Below are 25,617 nucleotides of genomic sequence, written 5' to 3' on the forward strand. Positions count from 1 at the left end.
GTCGGCTCGGAGGCGGTCCCGCCTTCGCCACGCCCGTGAGAGAGGGAGTCGATGACCATCCAGCGAACGTGGATCGATCGTGCCGGCGAACTCCGGGACGAGCCCGGCCTCATCGATCGACTGCGCAGCGACGACTCGACGAGGGTGATCGCGGTCAGGGACGGGCGCGTGCGCATCGTCGACGACGAACTGCTCCTCGTCGGCGCGGATGACGTCTCCGATGCGACCTTGGCGCTCCTGGGCCGCACGGCCGATGGCACGCATCTGCTGCTCGCCGCTCTCGCTCCCGAGGCCGGTGCGGTCGACACGGCCCCGGATGAGACCTGGTTGGGGCTTCGCGACCTCGGAGGGCGGTTGAGTCCGGTTGACACCGAACTCCTCATCGAGGCGCTCGCGCTGGCCGGCTGGCTGCGCGATGCGCCGTTCTGCCCGACCTGCGGTGGGGGAACCGAGCTCCGTCAGGGCGGGTGGTCGCGTCGCTGCCTCGCGTGCGGACGCGAGCACTTCCCCCGAACCGACCCTGCCGTGATCGTCGCCGTCGAGAGCTCCGACGGCGAGAGGCTGCTGCTCGGGGCGAACGCCAACTGGAACGGACGCATGTACTCCTGTTTCGCGGGTTTCACCGAGGCCGGCGAATCGCTGGAGTCGACCGTGCACCGTGAGCTCGAGGAAGAGGCTGGTGTGACTCTGGCCGAGCTGCGATACATCTCCTCGCAGCCGTGGCCGTTCCCCCGGTCGCTGATGCTCGGGTTCCGCGCGGTCGTCGTCGACGAGGACGCTGCCCGGCCCGATGGCGAGGAGATCATCGACGTGCGGTGGTTCACACGCGACGAGGTCGCCTCGGCGCTCGCCGGAGACGGCCCCGTCGGTCTTCCGGGGCCGGCATCCATCGCCCGGGCACTGATCCTCGACTGGTTCGAGGGTCGCGGGTGAGCGCGCTCGACGCGCTCGACGAACGACAGCGGCAGGCGGCATCCGTCCTGCGCGGACCGGTCGCGGTCCTCGCCGGTGCGGGAACGGGCAAGACGCGAGTCATCACGCACCGGATCGCCCACGGGGTCGACACCGGCGCGTACTCGCCCTCGCGAGTGATGGCGGTGACCTTCACCGCGAAGGCTGCGGGCGAGCTGCGCGGTCGTCTGCGGGCGCTCGGAGTGATCGGCGTCGCCGCTCGTACGTTCCACGCCGCCGCCCTCGCGCAGCTCAACTTCTTCTGGCCCACGCTCGCAGGATCCCCTGCGCCGTCGATCATCGACAACAAGGTGCGGATGCTCGGCCAGGCGGCGGATGCGATGCGGCTCAGGCCGAGCACGGCGACCCTGCGCGACATCGCCTCGGAGATCGAATGGCGCAAGGTGTCGATGCTGTCGATCGACCAGCACGCGGCGCTCGGACGCTCGGTGAGTGGGATCGATCAGAACCAGCTCGCCGAGTTGCAGCGGGCCTACGAGGCGCTCAAGGACGACCGTCATCAGCTCGACTTCGAGGACGTGCTCCTGGCGTGCGCCGGCATGCTCGAGGCGGAGCCGAGGGTGGCCGCGTCGGTGCACGAGCACTACCGCCACTTCACGGTCGACGAGTTCCAAGACGTCTCGCCGCTGCAGAACCGACTGCTCGAACTCTGGCTCGGTGAAAGGCGAGACATCTGTGTCGTCGGCGATGCGAGTCAGACCATCTACTCGTTCGCGGGGGCCGAGCAGCGTTTCCTGCTCGAGTTCGAGCGACGGCATCCGGACGCGACCGTCGTCAAGCTCGAGACCAACTACCGCTCTCAGGCGCCGATCCTCGCGGCCGCGAACGCCCTCATGCACGGACGCCCCGGAGCGCTCGAGCTGGTGCCGGCACGCGAGTCCTTCACCGCCGACGCCCCGACCCTCACGGCGTACGACACGGAGGGTGACGAGGCAGCGGGCATCGCGAGGGCGATCGCTGCGCGCATCGAGGGAGGCGCCTCCCCGGCCGACATCGCGATCCTCTACCGCGCCCACGCGCAGTCCGCTGTCCTGCAGCAGGCGCTCGCCGCCGAGGGGATCGCGACGAGCGTCCTCGGCGGGACCCGGTTCTTCTCGATGCCCGAAGTGCGGCAGGCGATTCTCGCACTCCGGGCAGCCGCCGTCGCACCCAGCGAGCACGACTTCGTGTCGGCGGTGCAGAGGGTGCTGCGCGAACTCGGCCTCAGCGAGGAGCCGCCGCCGGCCGGTGGTGCGCAGCGCGACGGGTGGGAAGCACGCAGGGCGATCCTCCGGCTCGCCGAGGAGGCGGAGCAGGGGACGACGCTGCGCAGCTTCAGCGACGACCTCATGGCGCGCGCGAAGGATCAGCACGAGCCCACGATGCGCACCGTGACGCTGTCGACGCTGCACGCGGCGAAGGGTCTGGAATGGCCGCACGTGCACCTCGCCGGTTGGGCCGAGGGGTCGCTGCCGATCTCCTACGCGACCGGGTTCGAGGCGATCGACGAGGAGCGTCGTCTGGCCTACGTCGGCGTCACGCGGGCCGCGCGTACGCTCGCGGTGTCGTGGGCGCGGACAGCGGGGCGGGGGGAGCGAGCTCCGTCGCGGTTCCTCGCGGAGATCGGGACGACAGGTCGCGGCACCGGCATTCTTCGTGAAACGTCACCGAACGCCACACGCGCCCGCGGCTCTCACTGACCTCGACGAATTCGCCCGGGGCGGCGGCTGAAGAGAGCAGGCGGGCGACCATGGCTGCAGCCTCGGCGACGTGCGCCGTGCTCACGGTGCCCGCGCTGCGCCCGATCAGCTGAGCATGCAGGCGGGGCCAGGCGGCGTCGCGATCCCGCTCGTGCGCATCTCGGCACGCCAGGCACGGTGTAGCCCCGGGGACGATCAACGGCCCCACGGTGAAGCGGCTGCGTTCGAAGGACACAGGGATGTGCACGGTGTCATCGCGGAGGTAGCGCGCGAACTGGAGGGCGGCGGCCGCACCTTCGACGAGGATCACACCCACGTCGTGACGGGACGATCGACTTCCCTGCGCGACGCCCTCGTCGATCAGTGCTTCGCGCATGCGGTACTCGCTGCGCCCGTCGAAGATGTCGATGCTCTCGACCCAGGCGGCTCCGCCGACGTCGACATCTTCGACGAGCAGCGGGCGCAGCCGGCCGAGCAGCGCGCGGGCTTCCTGCCGCGGAGCACCGACGCCGTGCGCGATGACGTCGAACGCCGCGAGGCGGAATCCGCCGGCCATACGGGCGAGGAGCGGCTCGATCCACGGCGCATCGACGGTGAGTCGGACGTCGCCGTCCACGCCGAGCTGAAGAGTGTCCCCATCGCGCCACAGGAGCGGGACCGCCGGGTCGAGGCGGGTGATCGTCGTCGAGCTCAGAGGGGACATGCTCCGATTCTGAGCACTGTCGGCGCCCCGTGGGGCGCCGACAGCGGATCCGTGGAGAACGTCCGGTGCTGCGCTGTGCTGTGGACGACGGGTCGGGGAGGAGCCAGGTTCAGACCGGGCGCTGGTCGCCGTCCGAGTCGTCGCCGTCCGGGCCCTCGCCGTTCGGGCCCTGGCTGTCCGGACCCTCGCCGTCTACCGCGTCACCGCGAAAGTCGTCGCCGTCAAGAAGACGGGCGAGCGCCTCATCGAACTCGTCCGCGACCGGCTCCTCGCCGCGGGCCTGCGCCTGCAGGCGCGAGATCAGCGCCGACGGGTCGTCGATGTCGGATGCCTGCGGCATGAGGTCGGGGTAGTCCCACAGCGAGTCGCGAGCGGCCGTCCCCACGGCATCCGTGATCGCCAACCACATCGCCGAGGCCTCGCGAAGGCGACGCGGCCGGAGCTTGAGGCCGACCAGCGCGCCGAGCGCGTCCTCCGCCGGGCCACCGGCGGCACGGCGCCGACGGGCGGCCTCGGCGATACGTGCGCCGTCGGGCAGGCGTGACGTGGCCTGTGCGGTGACGACGTCGACCCAGCCGTCGATCGTGGCGACGAGGTTCTCGAGCCGCGCGAGCGCCTCGCGCTGCGCCTCGGTCTGCACGGGAAGGAGCGCGCCGCCCTCGATCGCGGCCCGCAACTCCTCGGGGTTCGAGGGGTCGAGACGGCTCGCGACGTCTTCGAGCGCGTCGACGTCGACGGTCACCCCGCGGGCGAAGTCGGTGATCTGCGCCATGACGTGCAGGTGCAGCCACTTCGCGTGGCGGTACAGACGTGCGTAGGCGAGTTCGCGGGTCGCCAGGTAGAGCGCGATCTGGTCTTCCGGGATCTCGAGTCCCTCGCCGAAGGCGGTGAGGTTCTGCGGGATCACGGCCGCGGTACCGGCGGGCAGCACGGGGATGCCGACGTCGCCGCCCGAGACGACCTCGAGCGAGAGGTTGCCGAGCACCTGTCCGAACTGCGCGGCGAAGACCGAGCCACCGAGGCCGCGCATGAGCTTGCCTGCGCCCTGCACGATCTCGCGCATGTCGTCGGGAACCTGCGTGTCGAGAGCGGTGGTGAGCGCATCGGCGATGCTCGTCGACACGGGGCCGGCGATCTCCTTCCACACCGGCAGCGTCGCCTCGACCCATTCGCCGCGCGTCATCGCCTTCGGGCTCTCCGCGAGCTCGGAGATCGTCGTCGCCTCTCCCAGCCACAGGTTCGCGAGGCCGAACGCATCGACGAGCGAGGTGCGCGAGCCGTCGCTGATGCCCTGCCCGTCGCGGTTGGCGATGTGCAGAGCCTGGCGCAGCGCGTTGTCCCAGGGATCGCCGCCGAAGGCGCCCTGCAGCTGCGACATGATCGTCTGCATCATGGCCGGGTCGAGCGAGAAGCCCTCCATGCTCCCCAATGCGTCACGCAGCTCCTGCGGGTCGATGTCGCCGGCACCCTGGCCGGACATCATGCGCCGCAGGAACTCCTGGAAGTCCTCGGGGGTGGGTTCGTTGTCTGCCATGTCGCTCGCCCTCTCAGCACGCCTATAGCCGTGGGATCTACGCTAGTCACAGAGACAGGTGCGCGACCCGCTTCGCTGTACGCCGCTCGCGAACGACGGAGGAACAACTGTGGATCGAACCCGGTCTGGGAGAGTCGGACTGGGCGTCTGGGCGCTGCTCATCGCATTGATCGCGCTCGTGGTGCTGACGTTCCTGCCCACCCCCTACGTCATCCAGCGACCGGGTCCGGTGTACAACACGCTCGGCACTGCGGCGGATGCCGATGGCGAGCAGGTGCCCCTCATCAGCGTCGACGGTGCGGACACCTACGAGACCGGGGGAGCACTCGACCTCACCACGGTGCAGGTCGTCGGCAACCGCGAGCGCACGCCGAGCTGGTTCGAGCTCGCGCTCGCCTGGACGGATTCGTCCCGTGCCGTGGTGCCGCTCGACTCGGTCTTCCCCGAGGGCGTGACCACCGAGCAGCGCGACGAGCAGAACGCGACGCTCATGGTGGACTCGCAGCACGAGGCGACCGCGGCGGCGCTCGGAGAGCTCGGATACGACACGGGCGCCCAGGTCGCGGTCGTCGGCACGATCGAGGGCTCGCCCGCCGACGGAGTGGTGCAGGCGGATGACGTGATCACGGCGATCGACGGGGTGGACGTCACATCGGCGAAGCAGCTGCGCCAGGCGATCCAGGACGCGGAGGGAGCGGACGTCGCCCTCACGATCGAGCGTGCGGGAGCCTCGCAGCAGGTCGTGCTCACCCCCGAGAAGAGCGTCGACAACGGGACGACCACCTGGCTCGTCGGCGTCACCCTGCGCACCGATTACGACTTCCCGATCGACGTGTCGATCCAGCTCGACAACGTCGGCGGGCCGAGCGCCGGCATGATGTTTGCGCTCGGGATCATCGACACGCTCACCCCCGGCGAGCTCAACGGCGGTGAGAACGTCGCCGGCACCGGGACGATCGAGGCCGACGGCACGGTCGGTCCGATCGGCGGCATCCGTCAGAAGCTGTATGGCGCGAGGGATGCCGGTGCGGACTTCTTCCTCGCCCCCTCGGCGAACTGCGACGAGGTGGTCGGGCACGTCCCCGACGGGCTCACCGTGATCAGCACGTCGACGCTCGAGGAGTCCGTCGGCGCGCTCGAGGTGATCGCCGGCGGCGGAGACGTCAGCACGCTGCCGGCCTGCAGCCTGTCCTGAAGGACGTCGGTGCGCGGGCGATGATGCGTCCACCGTGTCAGGAACAACGGTGGGGCAGGGACCTGGGTGATCGAGGCGATCGCCGGCTCACGGTGAGTTCCGCGACGCCGCGAACTCGTGCGGACCAGCGTTGTGCCTGGAGGCAGGCGCATCTGGGGTCCGGTGGGGATCACGGTGGCGCCGCTGATCACAAAGCCCGCATGGGCGCGGTCGCCGGATGGCGACGGTCCGGCGTGGCTGTCGGCCGTCCGCGACAGGGTCGCTCGTCACACCGACGTCCTCTCGTCGCTCACGATCGGCGACGATCGGATCGTCCTCTTCTCTCTCGACGATCCGCGGCCGGAGACGACGGTCGAACGGTCCCGCCTCGTGGCGGATGTCGCGGACATCATCAGCGGACGCATGGGATGACGTGACCTCCCCGTGACCTGGCTCGGAGCCGCCTGGCAGAATGCCGTGCCTAGGATGGGAGCGTGACCTCGACCTCAGCCCCGAACCCGGCCACGCCCCGAACATCCCGTCGCATCTTCAGCATCTCGCTGGTGATCATCGCGGCACTGATCGCGGCATTCTTCGTCTTCGCCTCGCTCTTCACCGAATTCCTCTGGTTCGACCAGCTGGGCTTCTCCTCGGTGCTCACGACGCAGTGGTTCGCCACCGCGATCATGTTCGTGGTGGGCTTCCTCGGAATGGCGGTGCCGCTGTTCGTCACGATCCAGCTCGCCTACCGGCTGCGCCCGGTGTACGTGAGGCTGAGCTCGCAGCTCGACCGCTATCAGGAGGTCATCGAGCCCCTGCGTCGCCTCGCGATGTGGGGCATGCCGATCTTCTTCGGGCTCTTCGCCGGCTTCTCCGCCGCCAGCCAGTGGAAGACCGTGCTCATGTGGATGAACGGCGTCGCCACCGACACCGTCGACCCGCAGTTCGGCATCGACACCGGCTTCTACATGTTCGCGATGCCGTTCTACTCGATCCTGCTCGCGTTCGTCTCGGCCGTGCTGCTGCTGAGCCTGCTCGTCACCGCGCTCGTGTCGTACCTCTACGGCTCCGTGCGCATCGGCCAGGGCGAGCTGCGCATCTCCAAGCCCGCCCGCATCCAGCTCGCGGTCACCGCCGGTCTCTACATCCTCGTGCAGGCGGTCAGCCTCTGGCTCGACCGCTACAAGACACTCGTCGCCCCCGACGACCGCATCACGGGTGCCGCGTACACCGGGGTCAACGCGACCATCCCCGGTCTCGGCATCCTCGCCATCGTCGCCGCGCTCGTCGCCGTGCTCTTCTTCGTCACGGCCGTCATCGGCCGGTGGCGCTTCCCGCTCGCGGCGACCGCGCTGCTGCTCGTCGCCTCGCTCGTCGTCGGCGTCGGCTACCCGTGGGTGGTCACCACCTTCCAGGTGCGTCCGAACCAGAACGCCTACCAGGCAGAGTTCTACCAGCGGAACATCGACGGCACGAAGGAGGCGTACGGGGTCGCCGATCTCGAGACCACGGCCTTCGAGGCGGCGACGGACGCCGAAGCCGGTCAGCTCCGCGAGGACGCCGAGACCACGGCATCCATCCGCATCGTCGACCCGGCCGTCATCAGCCCGACGGTCCGCCAGCTCGAGCAGTACCGCGGCTACTACCAGTTCCAGGAGAACCTCGACGTCGATCGCTATGAGATCGACGGCACCATGCAGGACACGGTGGTGTCGGTGCGCGACCTCGACATGGACGGGGTCGACGTCACCAACTGGAACAACCGCGTCGCGGTGTACACGCACGGCTACGGCCTCGTCGCCGCAGCCGGCAACCAGCGCACGGCCGACGGCGAGCCCGTGTTCCTCGAGCGCGGCATCCCGTCCTCGGGCTTCCTCACCGACTCCGAGAACTTCGAGCCCCGCGTGTACTTCGGCGAGTCCTCGCCCGAGTACTCCATCGTCGGCGGCCCTGAGGGCTCCGACCCGGTCGAGATCGACTACCCGCGCGGCAAGGACGGCTCGAGCGAGACGAAGACGACGTTCGACGGCGATGGCGGTCCCGCGATCGGCAACACCTTCACCAAGCTGCTCTACGCGCTGAAGTTCCAGTCCGAGCAGATCCTCTTCTCGAATCTCGTCAACGAGGACTCGCAGATCCTCTACGACCGCGACCCCAAGACGCGCGTGCAGAAGGTCGCCCCGTACCTCGAGCTCGACAGCGACCCGTACCCCAGCGTGGTCGACGGTCGCATCGTCTGGATCATCGACGGTTACACGACCAGCTCGACGTACCCGTATTCGACGAGTGTGAGCCTGGGCGACGCGATCGCCGACTCGAACGTCGCGTCGCCGACCCTGGCGATCGATGAGATCAACTACATCCGCAACTCGGTCAAGGCGACCGTGGACGCGTATGACGGTTCGGTCACGCTGTACGCCTGGGACGACGAGGACCCGGTCCTGAAGACCTGGCAGAACATCTACCCGTCGACGCTCAAGCCGATCAGTGAGATGTCGGGCGACCTGATGAGCCACGTCCGGTACCCGACCGACTTGTTCAAGGTGCAGCGCGACGTCCTCGGCACGTACCACATCGACACGGCGGCGTCCTTCGCTCAGCAGGACAACCGCTGGCAGACGCCGAACGACCCGCGCAGCGACGCCGTTCTGCAGCCGCCGTACTACCTGACGATGCAGATGCCGGGTCAGGAGTCGCCGCGATTCTCGATGTTCTCGACCTTCATCCCGTCGTCGCAGGGCGGCAGCAACCGTGATGTGCTGATGGGGTATCTGGCGGTGGATTCGGATGCCGGGTCTGAAGCGGGCGTGAAGGCCGAAGGCTACGGGCAACTCCGGATGCTGGAGATCGACACGGACACCACGGTGCCCGGTCCCGGCCAGGTGCAGAACACCTACAACTCCGACACCGCAGTCGTGCCGCAGCTGAACCTGCTGCAGCAGGGCGAGTCGCAGGTGATCTACGGCAACCTGCTGACGCTCCCTGTCGGTGGCGGTCTGCTGTACGTGCAGCCCGTGTACGTCCAGTCGTCCGAGGGCACCAAGCTCCCGCGCCTGCAGAAGGTGCTCGTGGCCTTCGGCGACAAGGTGGCCTTCGAGGACACCCTCACCGAGGCCCTCGACTCGCTGTTCGGCGGCGACGCCGGTGCCACCGGCGGCGACGACGGCGTGGAGCCGACAGAACCCGACCCCGACACGGGGGAGGTGTCGCCCGAGCCGACCACGCCGACGGATGCTCAGGCCGAGGCCCTCGCGGCTGCGTCCCAGGCTCTCGCCGATCGCGAAGCCGCACTGAAGGAGGGCGACTTGACCGCCTTCGCCGAAGCGGACGAGCGGCTCACCGACGCGGTGAACACTCTGCTCGAGCTCGATGCGGCTGAGGGCGAGTGATCGTTCCTCTCTGACCTGGAAGGGCGTCCCGCAAGGGGCGCCCTTCCAGGCTTCCTGGGGCGTGGTCCCGGCCGGGCGGCGCGCGCGACACGCCCGGGTTCACCTGTGGTTCACCCTCGATTCGCCCGCTCCGCAATCGCGTGTTAGGCTATTCAACGTGCCGCGGGGTGGAGCAGTTCGGTAGCTCGCCGGGCTCATAACCCGGAGGTCGCAGGTTCAAATCCTGTCCCCGCAACAAATGAAAGGCCCTTTCCAGCGTGTCGCTGGAAAGGGCCTTTCGCATTCCCGCTGTGCATCAGCGCGGTGAGACCGACGATCCTGCGTGAGACCGGCACCGCGCGCGATGAGTCCGAGCAATCTGCGCGAGACCGATGCGCAGACGGTCGGGTTCGTGCCGATTCGTCGGTCTCACACGAGCCTGTCGGTCTCGCCCGAGCCTGTCGGTCTCACAGCAGCTCGTTGGTCTCACGTCAGCTCGTTGGTCTCACGTCAGCTCGCTGGCCTCGCGCCGACTCGTCGCGGGTGCCAGGAACGCCCAGGGGGTGCCCGTACGCTCCGACTATGGCCATCGAGCACGGAACCGAACCGCGAACGGATGCCTCGCCGAGACGACCGGCGCGCGTCGCGGGGATGATCATCGCGCTCGTCGCAGCTGCCGTGGTCGTCCTCCTGCTGTCGTGGCCGCAGTCCCTCGGTGCGCAGCGCCTGCCGGGTGTCGCCCAGTTGATCTCGTTCCGTGGCGTGCTGGCGGCCGGGTTCGGGGCTGTGGCGGTGATCGTCGGCATCGTCGCTTTGATCCGACGCCGGCGGCGACCGGTCATCGCCCTGACACTGGCTGTCACGCTGGCCGGCGGTGCTGCGGTCAACGGGGGAGTGCTCGCGGCTCGCGGCCCGGGAAGCGACGCGCTGCCGGGCGGTGACCTCGTCGTCATGGTCTGGAACACCCAGGGCGGCGCAACGACTCCCGAGGAGATCGCCAGGGTCGCGGCGGAGGTGCATGCCGACGTGGTCAGCCTTCCCGAGACCGATGAGGACGCGGTCGCCGAGGTCGCGCGTCTCCTCGCCGAGGACGGCATCGACATGACCCCGCACACGGTGGGCGATCGATGGGAGATCCCGACGTCCCTGCTGGTCGCCGAACGGCTCGGTGACTACCGCCTCGATCGCGGGGCCGGTTCCACTCCCGGACTCCCTAGCGGCGTCTGGCGGAAGACGGCTGGCGACGGCCCAGCCACCATCGTCGCGGCGCATCCGCTGCCGCCGCTTCCCACGATGATGGGCGAGTGGAAGGACGGACTCGAGTGGATCGCCGGGATCTGCGATTCTCCGGATGCCGTCGTCGCCGGCGACCTCAATGCCACGCTCGATCACCTCACCGGCCTGGGAACCGACGGTCACCTGATCGGCGGATGTGATGACGCCGCGTCGAGTGCGGGGGGAGGCGCCGCTGGCACCTGGCCGTCGACCGTCCCGGAGTGGGTCGCCGCACCGATCGATCACGTGCTGCACGGTGCGGCCTGGCGCAGCGCGGGGGTGCAGACTCCCGACACCCGCTCAGGCGGCAGCGATCACCGGCCGATCGTCGTGGTCCTGGATCGGCGCTGAAGCCGCTCTCGGTCAGGCGCCCTCGTTCAGGCAGGCGACCATCGTGCGCAGCATCCTCCGCGCGGCATCCTGCTCCTCGGAGGAGAGCCCCGACAGCATCCGCAGTTCCACCGTGCGCACGGCCGCCGTCGCCTCGGCGAGCAACTGCTCTCCGCTTGGCGTCAGCCGCGTCGGAATCGCCTTTCCGGATGTCGGAGTGGAGGCGCGCGAGACCTGACCGTCGCGCTCGAGGCTCTGCAACAGGACGTTCATCGACTGCCTCGTCACGAACGCCCCACGGGCGAGGTCCGAGTTCGAGAGGCCGGGGCGCTGCGCGAGGAGCTCGAGACAGGAGTAGTGGGTGATGGTCATCCCGAGCGGCTTCAGTGCCCGTTCCATGGCAGCCCTCAGGGCTGCGGACGCCTCTTTCAGCAGGTATCCGAGCGAAGTGTCGAGATCGATGCGTGCGGCCTCTTGACTCATGTCAGTAGTCTGACATACTCTTCATGTCAGATAACTGACACATTGAACGAAAGGCACGCTCATGCCCGTCACCGGACCCGACTTCCTCTCCCTTCAGGTGGGCGACCTCGCCGCCTCCCAGGCCTTCTACGAGAACTACCTCGGCCTGGTGCGCTCACCGGCCGGACCGCCGCACGCCGTGGTGTTCGACACGCATCCGATCGCGTTCGCGCTCCGCGACATCGTTCCCGGCACCGACCTCGCCTCGGCTGATCACCCCGGCATCGGCGCGGCGATTTGGCTGCATGCCACCGATGTCCAGGAGATCCACGATGCGCTGGTCGCCGACGCGCACACGATCGTGTCGGAGCCGATCGATGGCCCCTTCGGGCGGACGTTCACCTTCGCCGATCCGGACGGCTACCGGATCACGCTGCACGACCGGGCCTGACCGGAACGCACCCGCGACGCCGGCGATAGGGGAGGATGGTCGCATGCCTGAGAACGCCTCCATCGCTGTCGCCGTGTGCCAGTTCGCTCCGACCGCGTCGCGCGAGGGCAACCTCGAGCGCATCGCCGGTCTGGTGGCCGAGGCGGCCGCCCGAGGCGCACGACTCGTCGTGCTTCCCGAGTACTCCAGTTACTTCGTCACCCCGATGGACGAGACCCTCGCGGCGAACGCGGAACCGCTCGACGGCCCCTTCGTCTCGACCCTCACGGCTCTCGCGGCCGACCATGCGGTGGTGATCGTGGCCGGCCTCGTGGAGAGCGCATCGGATGCCGACCGGGTGCGCAACGCCGTCGTCGCGGTCCGCGGCGACGGCGTGCTCGCGGTGTACCGCAAGCAGCACCTGTACGACGCCTTCGGGCAGACGGAGTCCGACTGGATCGAACCCGGTGACGTGGGGGGCGCTGCGGTCTTCGAGGTGTCCGGCATCCGCTTCGGACTGATGACCTGCTACGACCTGCGCTTCCCCGAGGTCGCCCGCACCCTCGTCGACGCGGGAGCGGACGCGCTCGTCGTCCCCGCGGAGTGGGTGCGCGGACCGCTCAAGGAGCATCACTGGACGACGCTGCTCGCCGCTCGAGCCATCGAGAACACCGCGTTCGTCGTGGCGGCGGATCACCCGGCCCCGATCGGTGTGGGGCACTCGCAGGTCATCGATCCGCAGGGTGTCGTGCTGGCCGGCGTCGCGGCGGACGAGGGGATCGCGGTCGGTGTCGTGGACCGGGCGACGCTCGAGCGCGTCAGGGCGGTGAATCCCTCACTGCGGGTGCGCCGCTACGCGGTCGTTCCGCGCTGAGCGCATCAGTCGCAGTCCGCGGTCACACCGCCAGCGTGGCCAGTCGGCCCGCGGCCTCTTCGAGGACCTCGACCCGCTTGCATGCCGCGAAACGTACGAGCCCCGAGTACTCGTCGACCCTTTCCGCGGAGAGGAACGCGGTGATCGGGATCGCCACGACGCCGGCCCGGTGGGGGAGCGCACGGCAGAACGCGGCGGCATCCGCCCCTCCGAGCGCCGTCGCATCGGCGATCGTGAAGTAGCCGCCCTGAGGTGCGTGCACCGTGAATCCGGCGGCGCGCAGGCCTGCGCCGAGGATCTCGTGCTTGCGGGCGAGGGTCGCCGCGGCGTCGGCGAAGAACGCATCCGGAAGCCGCAGCCCGACGGCCACAGCGGGCTGGAACGCCGAGCCGTTGACGTAGGTCAGATACTGCTTGATCGTGAGCACGGCGGTGATCAGGTCGGCGGGTCCGTGGATCCATCCGATCTTCCACCCGGTGGCGGAGAACGTCTTGCCCGCGGACGAGATCGTGAGCGTCCGCTCGGCCGCGCCCGGCAGAGTGGCGATCGGCACGTGCGGCGCGGCGAACGCGAGGTGCTCGTAGACCTCGTCGGTCACGATCACCGCATCGTGCAGGTGGGCGAGGCGGACGATCTCTTCGAGCACCTCGCGACCGAACAGCACACCGGTCGGGTTGTGCGGGTCGTTCACGAGGATGAGACGGGTGCGGTCCGTCACGGCATCCGACAGTCGGTCGAGATCGGGCTGGAACCCGGGCGCGCGCAGCGGCACGGTCACGAGCGTGCCGCCGGCGAGTGCGACCGCCGCGGCATAGGAGTCGTAGTACGGCTCGAAGACGACGACCTCGTCGTCCGGTCCGTCGATGAGGGCGAGCAGCGTCGAGGTGAGGGCCTCGGTGGCTCCGGCGGTGACGATGATCTCGGTGTCGGGGTCGACATCGAGACCGTAGAAGCGCTGCTGGTGCTCGCTGATCGCCGCCAGCAGATCGGGGAACCCGCGCCCCGGCGGGTACTGGTTGACCCCTGCGGAGATCGCCTCTCGCGCGGCCTCGAGAACCTCGGCCGGTCCGTCCTGATCGGGGAAGCCCTGCCCCAGGTTGATCGCCCCGGTACTCGCCGCCAGGCCCGACATCTCTGCGAAGATGGTCGGGGCGACACCGCCATCGGCGGAGAGAAGACCTGCACCGGCTGCCGTGCGCGTCCACGCACCGGGAATGACACTCATGAAGAACAGGCTAAGGCCATAGGCGAAACTCACCTTCGCCATAAGAAACGCACAGACACGGGAGTCATTCTGAAGGGGCGTTGCTGAAGGAGCAGACCATGAACGAAGACAACACCCAGGACAACACGGCATCCGCGTCGACCGACGCCACGCCGTCCACCGATGCCGCACAGTTCGTCGACCGTTCGACGACGGACGCCGCCGCCCAGACCTCCGGCCCCGTCGCGCCCGCGCCCATCGCGGATGCTCCGGTGCTCACGACCGGCCACGAACTGCCGCCGACCTTCGCCTCGGCGCCGACCGCCCCGGTCGCACCGCAGCCGAGCTGGGGGCAGCCGACGGCCGCACCGACCGCGACCTCGACGGGTGCCGCGTTCGGTCTGCACACCGGTGCCCCGCAGGCACAGCCGTTCGCCACACCGCAGGGCTTCGACGCCGCAGGCGTGGACGCCGGCACCGCGAAGGTCAAGGGTGAGCGTCCCAAGGGCGTCAAGCTCGCGGCTATTGTCGTCGCCGCGGCCCTCGTCGGCGGCGTCGCCGGCTTCGGCGGTGGAGCCATCTTCAACGGCCTCGGCGGCACGCCCTCGACGGGCGTCGCACAGGGACCCGAGACGGTGACCGTGAACAACCCCGGTTCCGTCAACGAGACGACGGCCGTCGCCACCGCGGCTCTGCCGTCGGTCGTGACGATCGAGGTCTCGGGCTCCACCGAGGCCGGCAGCGGATCCGGCGTGATCATCAGCGACGACGGCTACGTGCTCACGAACACGCACGTCGTCACCCTCGGCGGTGAGGTCGCCGATCCGACGATCAGGGTCACTGCATCCGACGGCAAGATCTACGACGCCACGGTCGTCGGCACCGACCCGATGTACGACCTCGCGGTGATCAAGCTCACCGATGCATCGGGGCTCACGCCGATCACGTTCGCGGACTCGTCGAAGCTCAACGTCGGCGACACCACGGTGGCGCTGGGCGCACCTCTCGGACTGTCGAACTCCGTCACCACGGGTATCGTCAGTGCGCTGAACCGCAGCATCCAGATCGCCTCGTCCGCGCTCCCCGAGTCGTCCTCCGAGGACGCACCGCAGGAAGAGCAGAGCCCCGAGGACGGCCAGTCGAGCCCGTTCCAGTTCGACCTCCCGGGCAACACCACCCAGTCCACGGCCGACACGATCTCGATCGCGGTGATCCAGACCGACGCGGCCATCAACCACGGCAACTCGGGTGGCGCACTGGTCAACAGTAAGGGCGAGCTGATCGGCATCAACGTCGCGATCGCCAGCTCCGGGAGCTCCGAGGAGTCCGGCTCGATCGGCATCGGCTTCGCCATCCCCTCGAACATCGCCGAGCGCGTCTCGCAGGAGATCATCGCCGACGGTTCGGCGACCCATGGCCTGCTTGGCGCTTCCGTGCAGGATGCGGCTTCCGTCGAGGGCTCCGATCAGGCGGGTGCGTACATCGCCGCGGTGACCGACGGCGGCGCGGCGGCCGGGGCCGGGCTCAAGGCCGACGACATCGTCACCGAGTTCAACGGCGTGCCGATCACCAACGCCAGCGACCTCACCGCCCAGGTGCGCGCCGCTGCCGCCGGCAGCACCGCGACGCTCACGTATGTTCGCGGCGGCAAGCAGTACGAGATCGAGGTCGACCTGGGGTCGCTCTCCTGACACACGCCACGCGCGTCGACGGACGCCACCCCGCGATAGGCTCGCGGGGTGGCGTCCTTCTCTTTCGGCTCCGGCAATGCGGCCAAGCTGCTCCGGATCCCGCTGTATGCCGCCGGTCGCCTCGGTACCGCGATCGTCCCGCGGGGGACCCGCTGGGTGTTCGGGTGCGGAGCGGGGGTCGGAGACGGCGCGCTCGCGCTGCAGCGGCTCGCCGCAGCGGAGGGTCATGACACGATCTGGCTCACATCGACCGACCGGGAACGGCGCGATGCCGCCGCGCTCGGCATCCGCACCGTCCCCAAGCACGGTCTCCGCGGCTGGTGGCAGACGGCGCGCGCGGGGGTCCTCGTGGTGACGCACGGCCTCGGCGACGTGAACCGCTACGCGAACGGTGGCGCGTTCCTCGTGCAGCTGTGGCACGGCATCCCGCTCAAGCGCATCGGACTGGACTCGCCCGCGACCACCCAGGTGCCCGACGTGCCGGGCTCCGGCGTGCTGCGTCGGATCGTCGCGATCCTCTATCGCGGTGCGGCGCAGCGCATCCGCGTGCTCCCCGCCGCATCGCACCGCTCCCGAGGACGCCTCGAGTCGGCGTTCGGTCTGGGCAGCGACCGCGTCGTCGTCACGGGTGAGCCCCGCGTCGACGTGCTCTCGGCCGGGCGGCCCGAGGAGCGGCGGGCGACGGCATCCGCCCTGCTCGCCGACGTCATCGACGGGATCCCGTCCGGGGCGCGGACGATCCTCTACGCGCCGACCTGGCGCGATGGCGCCGCAGACCCTGCGGTGCCGTCGGCCGCCCAGTGGGTCGAGATCATCCGGGCGTTGGAAGCGACGGACTCGGTGCTGCTCGTGCGCTCCCATCCGCTCGGTGCGGGCGCGTACACTCCGCCGCTGCCGAGCAGGCGCGTGCGGATGCTCGGCTCCGATGTGCTCCCGGACGTCACACCGGTGCTCCCTGCGGTCGAGGTGCTCGTCACCGACTATTCGTCGCTCGCCTACGACGTCGGACTCCTCGGGATGCCCGTGCTGTATCTCGCCCCCGATGTCGAGGAGTACGCCCGCACGCGGGGGTTCTACGGAGGGTACGGGGAGGTCGCGGGCGCCGATGCCGCCCGGAGCTGGGACGACCTGATCGCTCAGCTGCGCGGGATCCTCGACGACGAGCGCGCCTACGCCGAGCGGGCCGCCCGCTCCGCCAGGCTGAGTGAGACGATGCACGCGTTCCGTGACGGGGGCAACACCCGTCGCGTGTACGACGTGATGCGAGCGCGGGGCGTCCCCGCGCCGGAGGGAGCAGCATGACCACCGCCCGGATCGATGAGGCCGCGCAGCGGCTGGTCATCTCGGGTGCGGGAGCCACGCCCGCCTCGGCCGTCCTGGACGGACCCCGTGCACGGGTGGAGGCTCGTCTCACCGGGCGAGGGAAGACCTGGAAGGCGACGTTCGCCCTCGAAGCGTCGCGCTGGGGCGGACCGCTTCTGCCGCTGCCCGCGGGTGAGTACGAACTGCGCATCGCCGATGTCGACCTCTCTGCCGTCGAGATCCCGGCCACGCTGCTTCCGGGCCTGCGCATCGCGGCCTCGGGAGCCGGCGTGACGATCTCCGCCCCGGTCGACCCCGTGTATGAGACGGTCGAGGGACAGGCGACGCTCGAGGGCCGCTATGTCGCCCAGGCCGGTGGCACGGAGAACGCGGTGTTCTTCGAGAGCTTCTACGGCCGCACCGTCGGCTGCAATCCGCAGGCGATCGATCGGGTGCTCGCGACCGAGGCGCCGTCCGTCAGGCGCTATTGGAGCGTCGCCGATCTCTCGGTCGCCGTGCCCGAGGGCGCGATCGCCGTGGTCGAGGGCAGCCCCGAGTGGTGGCGTGCGCGGGCCGCCGCCCGGCTGCTCGTCGTGAACGACTGGCTGCGTCGTCGATTCGCGCGCAAGGCCGGTCAGAAGGTCCTGCAGACGTGGCACGGCACACCTCTGAAGCGTCTCGCGCTGCATCGCCCCGGCTTCGACCCGCGGCGCATGGCGGCGGTGGTCAAGGAGTCGCGCCGCTGGGACGTCCTGCTCGCCCAGAACACCTACTCCGAGCGCATCCTCCGCAAGGCGTACGCGTTCTTCGGCCGGCCGATCTGGGTCGAAGGATATCCGCGCAACGACGCTCTGCTCACCGGCGACGCCGGAGCCGTGCGGGCGGCACTCGGCATCGGCGACGACGAGCGCGTCCTGCTCTACGCTCCGACCTGGCGCGACGATCGCGCCGAGATGGTGGACTTCGTCGATCCGGAGGAGCTCGCGCGTCGGGCGGACGCCGTCGTGCTCGTGCGCGGTCACTCGCGAACGATCGACACCGGGCGCGATCGGGCGGGGGCCCGTGTGATCGACGTCACGGGGTATCCCGAGACGGCTCGCTTGCTGCTCATCGCCGACGCTCTCATCACCGACTACTCCTCGGTGATGTTCGACTTCAGCGTCACCGGTCGACCGATGTACTTCCTCGTCCCCGATCTCGACCACTATCGCGGGCAGCTGCGCGGGTTCTACTTCGACCTCGCGGCCAGGGCTCCCGGCCCGCTCGTGCGTTCGCAGGACGAACTCGCCACCGCGCTCGCCGACGACGCGCACGAGGAGCGGTACGCCGAGCGCTATGCGGCGTGGCGCGCGCAGTTCAACGCGCGCGACGACGGGCACGCCGCTGAGCGTGTCGTCGCGCGCATCCTCGACCAGGGATATCTCACCCGCTGACCGGGCTTAGGGGAGCGGTGTGTTGCGGGTGCCCAGTCGCGACGCGTCGACCGTGTCACGTGCACCGCTCAGCACCCCGCGGAGGAAGCCGATGCCCCAGGCGAGGTGCATGGTCGGCATCGCGACGGCGGTCCACAGCCGTCGGCGCAGTCCGCCACCGGCGCGGGCCGACACGACGAGCACCAGCAGAACGTACAGAGCGAGCGGCCCGTAGAGCACGACCGAGACGATCGCCGACAACAGCCCCGAGATCACTCCGGTCAGCTGCAGCACCGCGGCCACGAGCGCGAGGGCGACGAGCACGAGCAGGGCCGGTGGTGCGAAGAAGCGGATGCCGTTGCTGCGGCCGAACCGACGAACGAGCTCACCGCGCCATGCGCCGGTGGCGCGGAACTGCCGTGCGAGCTTCAGCCAGCTCTCGCGCGGCCAGTACGTGACGGCCAGCTCCGGGTCGAACCACACGAGGTGACCGGCCTGTCGGATGCGGAGGTTGAGTTCCCAGTCCTCGCCGCGTCGGATCGATTCGTCGAACAGGCCGACCTCGTCGAGGACCTCGCGTCGCATCACTCCGAGGTATGCGGACTCGGCTTCGCCCTCCGGTGCACCGCCGTGATAGGCCCCGCCGCCGAGGCCGACGGGGGAGTTGTACAGACGGGCGACCGCCGTCTGGAACGGAGTGCGGCCCTCGGCCCGCATGACGCCACCGACGTTCGCCGCGCCGGTGCGCTCCAGGGTCTGCAGAGCCCGAGCCGCATAGCCGGGGGAGAGCTCGGAGTGCGCATCGACGCGGATGATGGTCGCGTACCGGCTCGCTCGGATGGCGGCGTTGAGTCCCACCGGGATGTGCGCGGCGGGGTTGTCCACCAGCCGGATGCGCTCATCGGCTGCGGCGAGGCGCTGGGCGAGCTCGGTGGTGCCGTCGGTCGACGGACCGAGTGCGAGAACGAGTTCGGAAGGGACGTCGAGCCGTTGCGCGAGCACCGACCCCACGGCGTGCTCGAGATAGGCGCGCTCGTTGAGCACCGGCATCACGAACGACACTCCGGTCGGAAGCGCGGGGGTCTGTCGGTCGGGCACACGTCGATCATGTCATGGCGCGTAGCGCCGAGGCTGAGCCTCCGCGCACGGGAGGGGTCCGAACCCCGCGTAACGGTCGTGTCTCGTTCGGCCCGGAGACGGACACCGAGCCCGGGAGGGCGGGCATCCGCTGGGTACCCTGGAGGGATGGGTGCAGTGTCCGATGCGAAGAAGGCCTACCGTCTGCTGAAACGTGCGCTCGCCTCGCGTCGCGCGGTGCAGCGTGTGCGCAGACGACTCGCCCAGGTCGAGCCGCACCCGCAGGGACACTTCAAGATCGCGGTGTACTACGCCGACGGTGCCGTGAACATGTACCAGATGCGGCAGTGGTACCGTCCTCTCGCCGAGCTGTCGAAGCTCTGGCCCGTCGTCGTGATCTCGCGTTCCGCGACCGGCGCCGACAAGCTGCTCGACGAGGACGCTCCGCCCGTGGCCTTCGTGCCGACCGTGCGCGATCTCGAGAGGTTCCTCGCCACGCAGGATATCCGCGTCGTGCTCTATGTGAACCAGAACACCCGCAACTTCCAGATGTTCCGCTACGGACGCCGGTGGCACGTGTTCATCAATCACGGCGAGTCCGACAAGATGTACATGACCACCAACCAGTACAAGGCGTACGACTATGCCTTCATCGCAGGCCAGGCGGCGCGCGATCGACTCACGCGGACGCTGTGGAACTATGACGTCGACCGCCGCACGTTCGACATCGGGCGCCCTCAGGCCGACCACTACTCGGGTGAGCTGCCGTTCACTCCGGATGAGCGCACCGTCGTGCTGTACGCGCCCACCTGGGAGGGCGACCGCCCCAGCGCGCACTACGGATCGATCGCGACGCACGGGGAGGCGCTCGTCGCGGCGCTCCTCGCCACCGGACGTCACCGCGTCCTCTACCGGCCGCACCCCCGCAGTGGCGTGGTCGACGATGCGTACGGAGCGGCGCACCGACGCATCGTCGCGGCGATCGAGGCGGCCAACGCCGCAGACGGCACGGCGCAGCATGTCTATGACAACGGACCGGAGCTCGGCTGGCAGCTCGCCGCCGCCGACGTGGCCATCGTCGACATCTCGGCCATGGTGTACGACCGGCTGGCCGTCGGAAAGCCGCTCATGATCACGCGCCCGGTCGATGACCGGGCATCCGTCGACACCAGCGGCTACCTGTCGGACTGCGAATGGCTCGCCGCCGACCGTGCCGGTGAGATCGTCGCCGAGGTCGAGCGCGTGCGCGGCGACGAGGCGGCGATCGCGCGACTGCAGATGTGGGTGCAGCATTACTTCGGGGACACGACCCAGGGCGTCGCCACGGAGAAGTTCCACGGAGCGGTGGAGCAGCTCATGCAGAAGTGGGATCGCTGGCACGTCCACGAGATGGGGGCGATCCGTCCTGACGAGAACGATGACGCTGAGGAAGCCGACGAGGACGACTGACATGGAACTGCCGCTCACCCGGACCGTGTCTCCCCATGTCGACGTGCGCGAGCGCACCGGATCGACGAATGCGGATCTGCGAGCGCTCGCGGGGGACCTCCCGCACCTCGCGATCGTGCTCACCGACGACCAGACGGCCGGGCGTGGACGCCTCGATCGAGCCTGGATCGCACCCGCAGGCGCGTCGCTGGCGATCTCGGTGCTGCTGCGCGATCTGCCGGTCCCCGTCGACGCCCGAGGGTGGATCCCCCTCGCCGCCGGGGTGGCGATGGCCGATGCCGTGGCAGAGCAGCTTCCCGATCGCACTGTGGCCGTGAAGTGGCCGAACGACGTGCTGGCGGACGGGCGCAAGATCTGCGGGATCCTCGCGGAGGCGACGGAGGATGCCGTCGTGGTCGGCTCCGGGGTCAACACCGCGATGACCGCCGATCAGCTGCCGGTTCCGACGGCGACGTCGTTCGCGGTGCTCGGCGTCGAGGTCGATTCGGATCGGCTGATCGCGGGCTACGTCGGCCGCTTGGCGGAACTGATCACGGCGCTGGCCGCAGCCGGCGATGCGACCGCGAGTGGCCTGCATGCGCAGGCGACCGCTCGATGCGGCACGCTCGGGCTGGACGTCACGGTGTCGCTCCCCGGGGAGCGCGAACTCGCGGGCACGGCGATCGCGCTCGATGCCGAGGGGCGACTCATCGTCGTCTCGGACGGCGTCGAACACGCGATCTCCGCCGGCGACGTCGTGCACGTTCGGCCCGTCTGAGACTGACACGCCCGACCCGCAGCCGTCGTTGTCGGCGGTGCCGTGCACAATGGAGGGGTGACCCAGCCCGTGACTCTCGGCGGCCGGCCGACGATGCCTCCGCCCGGTGTGCCGGCGGAGGAGCTGTTGATCGCGAAGTTCCGTGGTCATGCGCGTCGGCTGTTCTGGTCGGCCGTCGTGCTGATCGGTGTCTTCGGCGCCACGGCCTACTTCTACAGGAATCTTCCCGCCCCGTTCGAGGACTGGCAGCTGCTGGGCGCGGCAGGAGCAGCCGTTCTCCTGCTCGTCATCATCCCGTACGTCGTCTGGTACTCGCGCACGGTCACCGTCACGACGCGACGGGTGATCGTGCGGCATGGGATCGGTGCACGCAACCGGCGTGAGATGTCGCACGCCCGCGGGTACACGATCGCCGTGCGTCGCGGCATCCTGCAGCGGATCTGGGGCGTGGGATCCATCACCCTCAGCAACGGCATCGATGAGCCGCTGCGGCTCGCGAACGTGCCGAATGTGACGCTGGTGCACGAGGCGCTCGCCGATCAGATCGAGGTGAGCCAGATCCTCGCGCATCGTGATGCCCAGTCATCGGGTGACCGCACCGGAGAGCTCTGAGCGTTCGCGTCATCCGTGTCGTCCACGTCTCCGCGTATGCGGAAGAATGGTCGTGACGAATGGAGGCGGCACATGGCGCTGCGCGTGGGCGTGATCGGTGGAGGTCAGCTGGCGAGGATGATGATCGCTCCGGCGGTCGAGCTCGGGCTCGATCTGCGAGTGCTCGCCGAGAGCGAGGGCATGTCCGCTCAGCTCGCCGCGACGGCCGTGGGAGACTACCGCGACCTCGAGACCGTGCGTGCGTTCGTCAAGGACGTCGATGTGGTGACCTTCGACCACGAGCACGTCCCACAGCACATCTTGCGCGCGCTGGTCGCCGACGGCGTCGCCGTGCACCCGGGACCCGATGCTCTGCAGTTCGCACAGGACAAGCTCGTCATGCGGGCTCGTCTCGCAGAGCTCGGCGTCCCCCAGCCCGATTGGGCCGCAGTGCACGACGTCGCGGAGCTGCAGGCCTTCCTCGATGAGCACGACGGCAAGGGGGTCGTGAAGACACCTCGCGGAGGCTACGACGGAAAGGGCGTGCGCGTCGTCCGTTCGGCCGATGAGGCGCAGGACTGGTTCGACGCGCTCGAGCCTGGTGATGCGCTCCTCGTCGAAGAGCTGGTCGCGTTCGTCCGTGAGCTCGCGCAGCAGGTGGCGCGCCGTCCCGGAGGCGACCTCGTCGCCTACCCCGTCGTCGAGACCGTGCAGCGCGACGGCGTCTGCGCCGAGGTCATCGCTCCCGCGCCGGCCGCATCGGAACGCCTGGTCGAGGTGGCCGAGAGCATCGGCCGCACGATCGCCGAGGGCGTGGGCGTCACGGGAATGCTCGCCGTCGAGCTCTTCGAGACCGACGACGAGCGCATCCTCGTGAACGAGTTGGCGATGCGTCCGCACAACAGCGGGCACTGGAGCCAGGACGGCGCGGTCACCGGACAGTTCGAGCAGCACCTGCGTGCCGTCGCGGATCTGCCCCTCGGCGCGACCACGCCGCGCGCGCCGTGGTCGGTCATGATCAACATCCTCGGCGGCCCCTCGGAGGGAACGCTGGGCGAACGGTTCCCCGCGGCGATGGCCGAGCACCCCACGGCGAAGATCCACACCTACGGCAAGTCGCCGCGGCCCGGCCGCAAGGTCGGTCACGTGAACGCCTCGGGCGACGAGCTCGACGACGTGGTGTATGTGGCGCGAGCCGCCGCCGCGTACTTCGAGTGAACGGCGGCGGGCCTTCGAGGTGTGCCGCTCGGGCGATCTCACAGTGCGAGACCGTAGCCTGTTCTGGTGACTGAGCCTCTGCATTCCTCCACTGCTCCTCTCGTCGGCGTCGTGATGGGTTCCGATTCCGACTGGCGCGTGATGGGCGACGCCTCCCAGGCGCTGACCGACTTCGGCATCCCGCACGAGGTCGAGGTCGTCTCGGCGCATCGCACTCCCGACAAGCTCATGTCCTATGCACGCGAGGCGCGTGCGCGCGGCATCCGCGTGATCATCGCGGGCGCCGGGGGAGCCGCACACCTCCCTGGGATGCTGGCGTCGATGACGGCGTTGCCTGTCGTCGGTGTTCCGGTGCCTCTGGCCTATCTCGACGGCATGGATTCGCTGCTGTCGATCGTGCAGATGCCGGCCGGCATCCCGGTCGCGACCGTCTCGATCGGCGGCGCGAAGAACGCCGGAATCCTTGCGGCGCGCATCCTCGGCGTCGCCGACGATGCGATCGCCGATCGCGTCGAGGCGTACGCCCGCGAGCTCGAGTCCCAGGTCGAGGCGAAGAACGAACGGCTGAAGGAGTCGCTGTGACCCTTGCGGCGCCCCGCTCCGCGGGGCGGCCGCTCGTCGAGACTCGGCCGATGAGGCATCCCGACGTCTCCGATCCGGGTGCGATGACGAAACGCGGCTGGTGGCTGGTCGTGCTGAACCTGCTTCTGCCCGGCTCCGCTCAGATCGTGGCTGGCAACCGCCGGCTCGGGCGCTTCGGACTGCGTGCGACCCTGCTCGCCTGGTTCCTCGTGATCGTCGGCATCGGACTCGCGCTGTTCGCGCGCCCGACACTGCTCTGGCTCACGGTCGGTGCCGGCTGGCTCTCGGGCGTCGTGCTCACGATCGTGCAGGTGCTCCTCGTCGGCTATGTGATCCTCTGGATCGTGCTCACGATCGACACCCTGAGACTGGTACGGCTGGTGCGAATTCCCGGCCTGTCGAAGTTCGCGGTGCCCCTGGTCGCGCTGCTCCTGTTGGGGCTCGTCGGCACGGGAACCGCCTATGCCGCGTCGTACGTGGGCAGCGCGCGCAGCGCGATCTCGTCCATCTTCGGCAACAGCGGGCCCAGCCTGCCGGCGGACGACGGCTACTACAACATCCTGCTCCTCGGTGCCGACAGCGGCGAGGGGCGCGATTCCATGCGCTTCGACAGCATCTCGGTGGTGTCGGTCAACGCCGAGACGGGTGCGGTGACCATCACCGGCATTCCGCGCGACATGCCGAACTTCCCGTTCGCCGAGGACAGCCCGATGCGGGACCCCGATGTCGTCGGATACGACTATCGCAACTACTTCGAGGGGCACAGCGATTCGACCTGCGGGTGGGGCGCGGGCATCAACCAGCTGACGAATGCCGTGCAGGTCTGCCGCAGCGATGAGGGCGCAGGCATCTATCCGGATGCTGTCGCTCAAGGCTCCAATCCCGAGGTCGAGGCCACGAAGGACGCCGCCGAGGGGATCCTCGGCATCAAGATCCGCTATTACGTGTTCATCGACATGAAGGGCTTCGCCGATGTGGTCGATGCTCTCGGCGGAGTGAAGATCACCGTGACCGAGCGACTGCCCAAGGGCGGACCGCCGCCGGGATCAGGTGCGCACGACGTCGATTCCTGGGCGATCGGGTGGATCGAGCCCGGTGAGCAGATCATGGACGGCGACACCGCGCAGTGGTACGCGCGCTCCCGGTACACGACGAGCGATTTCGATCGGATGCTGCGGCAGCGTCAATTGCAGGAGGCGATCCTCGCGCAGTTCACTCCGCAGGTCGTGCTGACCCGGTTCAACGAGGTGGCGGCGGCCGGGACCGCGCTGGTGAGTACGGATCTGCCGCAGGACAAGCTGCCGGAGTTCTTCGAGCTGCTCACCAAGGCGAAGGATCAGCCGGTGAAGACGATCGAGCTCACGCCCGACAACGGGGTGGCCGAGACGGATCCGGATTACGAGTACGTGCACCAGCTGATCCAGGATGCGCTCTATCCGCCGGAGCCGACGGCGACGCCGACACCGTGAGGTCGTTGCACCGATGACATGCCAAGGGCCCACGATCACCACCCGATCAATGAGGTGATGATCG

At 69.3% G+C, this 25,617-nt stretch carries 21 protein-coding genes and 1 tRNA gene; 18 read left to right on the top strand and 4 right to left on the bottom strand.

From position 1 onward, the window contains the following. Window positions 1-51 precede the first annotated feature (51 nt). Entirely contained in the window at window positions 52-933 is an 882-nt protein-coding gene (gene nudC / locus ACI3KS_RS10555) for an NAD(+) diphosphatase (protein ID WP_404917997.1), read from the top strand. Further along, complete coding sequence (locus ACI3KS_RS10560; protein ID WP_404917999.1) at window positions 930-2,651, top strand: ATP-dependent helicase; 1,722 nt, start codon at window positions 930-932, stop codon at window positions 2,649-2,651. Before nudC ends, ACI3KS_RS10560 begins: the two co-directional genes overlap by 4 nt. 812 nt (window positions 2,652-3,463) lie before the next feature. On the opposite strand, the gene ACI3KS_RS10565 is transcribed toward ACI3KS_RS10560, so the two are convergent. Continuing rightward, on the bottom strand, window positions 3,464-4,888 hold the full coding sequence (locus tag ACI3KS_RS10565) for a zinc-dependent metalloprotease (RefSeq protein ID WP_404918001.1): 1,425 nt from the start codon (window positions 4,886-4,888) through the stop codon (window positions 3,464-3,466). 109 nt (window positions 4,889-4,997) lie between these two features. Between ACI3KS_RS10565 and ACI3KS_RS10570 the strand changes: the two genes are divergently transcribed. From ACI3KS_RS10570 to ACI3KS_RS10590, 5 genes are all read left to right on the top strand, one after another. After that, on the top strand, window positions 4,998-6,083 hold the full coding sequence (locus ACI3KS_RS10570) for a PDZ domain-containing protein (protein ID WP_404918003.1): 1,086 nt from the start codon (window positions 4,998-5,000) through the stop codon (window positions 6,081-6,083). A 174-nt stretch (window positions 6,084-6,257) separates the two neighbouring features. Next, window positions 6,258-6,494: a hypothetical protein gene (locus ACI3KS_RS10575; RefSeq protein ID WP_404918005.1), complete on the top strand. Its 237-nt coding sequence runs from the start codon at window positions 6,258-6,260 to the stop codon at window positions 6,492-6,494. Window positions 6,495-6,556: 62 nt separating this feature from the next. Further along, window positions 6,557-9,451: a UPF0182 family protein gene (locus ACI3KS_RS10580; RefSeq protein ID WP_404918007.1), complete on the top strand. Its 2,895-nt coding sequence runs from the start codon at window positions 6,557-6,559 to the stop codon at window positions 9,449-9,451. 161 nt (window positions 9,452-9,612) lie between these two features. Beyond that, window positions 9,613-9,686: transfer RNA gene (locus tag ACI3KS_RS10585), tRNA-Met, on the top strand. A 326-nt stretch (window positions 9,687-10,012) separates the two neighbouring features. Beyond that, the gene (locus ACI3KS_RS10590; protein WP_404918009.1) at window positions 10,013-11,056 is read left to right on the top strand and encodes an endonuclease/exonuclease/phosphatase family protein; all 1,044 of its coding nucleotides are present in this window, start codon (window positions 10,013-10,015) and stop codon (window positions 11,054-11,056) included. Window positions 11,057-11,068: 12 nt separating this feature from the next. Here ACI3KS_RS10590 and ACI3KS_RS10595 read toward each other — a convergent pair whose 3' ends face one another. Next, window positions 11,069-11,518, bottom strand: a complete 450-nt coding sequence (locus ACI3KS_RS10595; protein ID WP_404918011.1) for a MarR family winged helix-turn-helix transcriptional regulator — start codon at window positions 11,516-11,518, stop codon at window positions 11,069-11,071. A 61-nt stretch (window positions 11,519-11,579) separates the two neighbouring features. Between ACI3KS_RS10595 and ACI3KS_RS10600 the strand changes: the two genes are divergently transcribed. Continuing rightward, window positions 11,580-11,948 (top strand): VOC family protein, encoded by a 369-nt coding sequence (locus tag ACI3KS_RS10600; RefSeq protein WP_404918013.1) that lies wholly within the window; start codon window positions 11,580-11,582, stop codon window positions 11,946-11,948. Between the two features lie 43 nt (window positions 11,949-11,991). After that, entirely contained in the window at window positions 11,992-12,801 is an 810-nt protein-coding gene (locus tag ACI3KS_RS10605; RefSeq protein WP_404918015.1) for a carbon-nitrogen hydrolase family protein, read from the top strand. A 22-nt stretch (window positions 12,802-12,823) separates the two neighbouring features. On the opposite strand, the gene ACI3KS_RS10610 is transcribed toward ACI3KS_RS10605, so the two are convergent. Next, the gene (locus ACI3KS_RS10610; protein WP_404918017.1) at window positions 12,824-14,026 is read right to left on the bottom strand and encodes an aminotransferase class I/II-fold pyridoxal phosphate-dependent enzyme; all 1,203 of its coding nucleotides are present in this window, start codon (window positions 14,024-14,026) and stop codon (window positions 12,824-12,826) included. A 98-nt stretch (window positions 14,027-14,124) separates the two neighbouring features. Between ACI3KS_RS10610 and ACI3KS_RS10615 the strand changes: the two genes are divergently transcribed. The 3 genes from ACI3KS_RS10615 to ACI3KS_RS10625 are packed head-to-tail and all read left to right on the top strand — an operon-like array spanning window position 14,125 to window position 18,431. Next, window positions 14,125-15,696 (top strand): trypsin-like peptidase domain-containing protein, encoded by a 1,572-nt coding sequence (locus tag ACI3KS_RS10615; RefSeq protein ID WP_404918019.1) that lies wholly within the window; start codon window positions 14,125-14,127, stop codon window positions 15,694-15,696. A gap of 48 nt (window positions 15,697-15,744) precedes the next feature. Continuing rightward, on the top strand, window positions 15,745-16,998 hold the full coding sequence (locus tag ACI3KS_RS10620; RefSeq protein ID WP_404918021.1) for a CDP-glycerol glycerophosphotransferase family protein: 1,254 nt from the start codon (window positions 15,745-15,747) through the stop codon (window positions 16,996-16,998). Then, window positions 16,995-18,431 carry a CDP-glycerol glycerophosphotransferase family protein gene (locus tag ACI3KS_RS10625; RefSeq protein WP_404918023.1) on the top strand — a complete coding sequence of 479 codons (1,437 nt, stop codon included), beginning with the start codon at window positions 16,995-16,997 and terminating at the stop codon, window positions 18,429-18,431. Before ACI3KS_RS10620 ends, ACI3KS_RS10625 begins: the two co-directional genes overlap by 4 nt. Before the next feature lie 6 nt (window positions 18,432-18,437). Here the strand turns inward: ACI3KS_RS10625 and ACI3KS_RS10630 are convergent, their stop codons facing one another. Continuing rightward, window positions 18,438-19,508 carry a glycosyltransferase family 2 protein gene (locus ACI3KS_RS10630; RefSeq protein WP_404918025.1) on the bottom strand — a complete coding sequence of 357 codons (1,071 nt, stop codon included), beginning with the start codon at window positions 19,506-19,508 and terminating at the stop codon, window positions 18,438-18,440. Window positions 19,509-19,655: 147 nt separating this feature from the next. Between ACI3KS_RS10630 and ACI3KS_RS10635 the strand changes: the two genes are divergently transcribed. The 6 genes from ACI3KS_RS10635 (at window position 19,656) to ACI3KS_RS10660 (ending at window position 25,553) form a co-directional block, all read left to right on the top strand. After that, the gene (locus ACI3KS_RS10635; RefSeq protein ID WP_404918027.1) at window positions 19,656-20,936 is read left to right on the top strand and encodes a CDP-glycerol glycerophosphotransferase family protein; all 1,281 of its coding nucleotides are present in this window, start codon (window positions 19,656-19,658) and stop codon (window positions 20,934-20,936) included. 1 nt (window position 20,937) lies between these two features. Continuing rightward, window positions 20,938-21,693, top strand: a complete 756-nt coding sequence (locus ACI3KS_RS10640) for a biotin--[acetyl-CoA-carboxylase] ligase (protein WP_404918029.1) — start codon at window positions 20,938-20,940, stop codon at window positions 21,691-21,693. A gap of 57 nt (window positions 21,694-21,750) precedes the next feature. Then, window positions 21,751-22,305, top strand: a complete 555-nt coding sequence (locus ACI3KS_RS10645; RefSeq protein ID WP_404918031.1) for a PH domain-containing protein — start codon at window positions 21,751-21,753, stop codon at window positions 22,303-22,305. Between the two features lie 72 nt (window positions 22,306-22,377). After that, entirely contained in the window at window positions 22,378-23,502 is a 1,125-nt protein-coding gene (locus ACI3KS_RS10650) for a 5-(carboxyamino)imidazole ribonucleotide synthase (RefSeq protein WP_404918033.1), read from the top strand. Between the two features lie 114 nt (window positions 23,503-23,616). Next, a complete protein-coding gene (gene purE / locus ACI3KS_RS10655; RefSeq protein WP_404918093.1) occupies window positions 23,617-24,084 on the top strand; it encodes a 5-(carboxyamino)imidazole ribonucleotide mutase in 468 nt (155 codons plus the stop codon). A 50-nt stretch (window positions 24,085-24,134) separates the two neighbouring features. Beyond that, entirely contained in the window at window positions 24,135-25,553 is a 1,419-nt protein-coding gene (locus ACI3KS_RS10660) for an LCP family protein (RefSeq protein WP_404918035.1), read from the top strand. Window positions 25,554-25,617 lie beyond the last annotated feature (64 nt).

The sequence above is a fragment of the Microbacterium sp. ZW T5_45 genome (assembly GCF_044987415.1).
Lineage (GTDB): Bacteria > Actinomycetota > Actinomycetes > Actinomycetales > Microbacteriaceae > Microbacterium.

What these genes read in the sequence shown, in the direction of transcription:
- ACI3KS_RS10605 (WP_404918015.1), top strand. Translation starts at nt 11,992, where the DNA reads ATGCCTGAGAACGCCTCCATCGCTGTCGCCGTGTGCCAGTTCGCTCCG.
- ACI3KS_RS10590 (WP_404918009.1), top strand. Translation starts at nt 10,013, where the DNA reads ATGGCCATCGAGCACGGAACCGAACCGCGAACGGATGCCTCGCCGAGA.
- ACI3KS_RS10615 (WP_404918019.1), top strand. Translation starts at nt 14,125, where the DNA reads ATGAACGAAGACAACACCCAGGACAACACGGCATCCGCGTCGACCGAC.
- ACI3KS_RS10610 (WP_404918017.1), bottom strand. Translation starts at nt 14,026, where the DNA reads ATGAGTGTCATTCCCGGTGCGTGGACGCGCACGGCAGCCGGTGCAGGT.
- ACI3KS_RS10600 (WP_404918013.1), top strand. Translation starts at nt 11,580, where the DNA reads ATGCCCGTCACCGGACCCGACTTCCTCTCCCTTCAGGTGGGCGACCTC.
- purE (WP_404918093.1), top strand. Translation starts at nt 23,617, where the DNA reads ATGGGTTCCGATTCCGACTGGCGCGTGATGGGCGACGCCTCCCAGGCG.
- ACI3KS_RS10640 (WP_404918029.1), top strand. Translation starts at nt 20,938, where the DNA reads ATGGAACTGCCGCTCACCCGGACCGTGTCTCCCCATGTCGACGTGCGC.
- ACI3KS_RS10565 (WP_404918001.1), bottom strand. Translation starts at nt 4,888, where the DNA reads ATGGCAGACAACGAACCCACCCCCGAGGACTTCCAGGAGTTCCTGCGG.
- ACI3KS_RS10660 (WP_404918035.1), top strand. Translation starts at nt 24,135, where the DNA reads ATGAGGCATCCCGACGTCTCCGATCCGGGTGCGATGACGAAACGCGGC.
- nudC (WP_404917997.1), top strand. Translation starts at nt 52, where the DNA reads ATGACCATCCAGCGAACGTGGATCGATCGTGCCGGCGAACTCCGGGAC.
- ACI3KS_RS10650 (WP_404918033.1), top strand. Translation starts at nt 22,378, where the DNA reads ATGGCGCTGCGCGTGGGCGTGATCGGTGGAGGTCAGCTGGCGAGGATG.
- ACI3KS_RS10595 (WP_404918011.1), bottom strand. Translation starts at nt 11,518, where the DNA reads ATGAGTCAAGAGGCCGCACGCATCGATCTCGACACTTCGCTCGGATAC.
- ACI3KS_RS10635 (WP_404918027.1), top strand. Translation starts at nt 19,656, where the DNA reads ATGGGTGCAGTGTCCGATGCGAAGAAGGCCTACCGTCTGCTGAAACGT.
- ACI3KS_RS10625 (WP_404918023.1), top strand. Translation starts at nt 16,995, where the DNA reads ATGACCACCGCCCGGATCGATGAGGCCGCGCAGCGGCTGGTCATCTCG.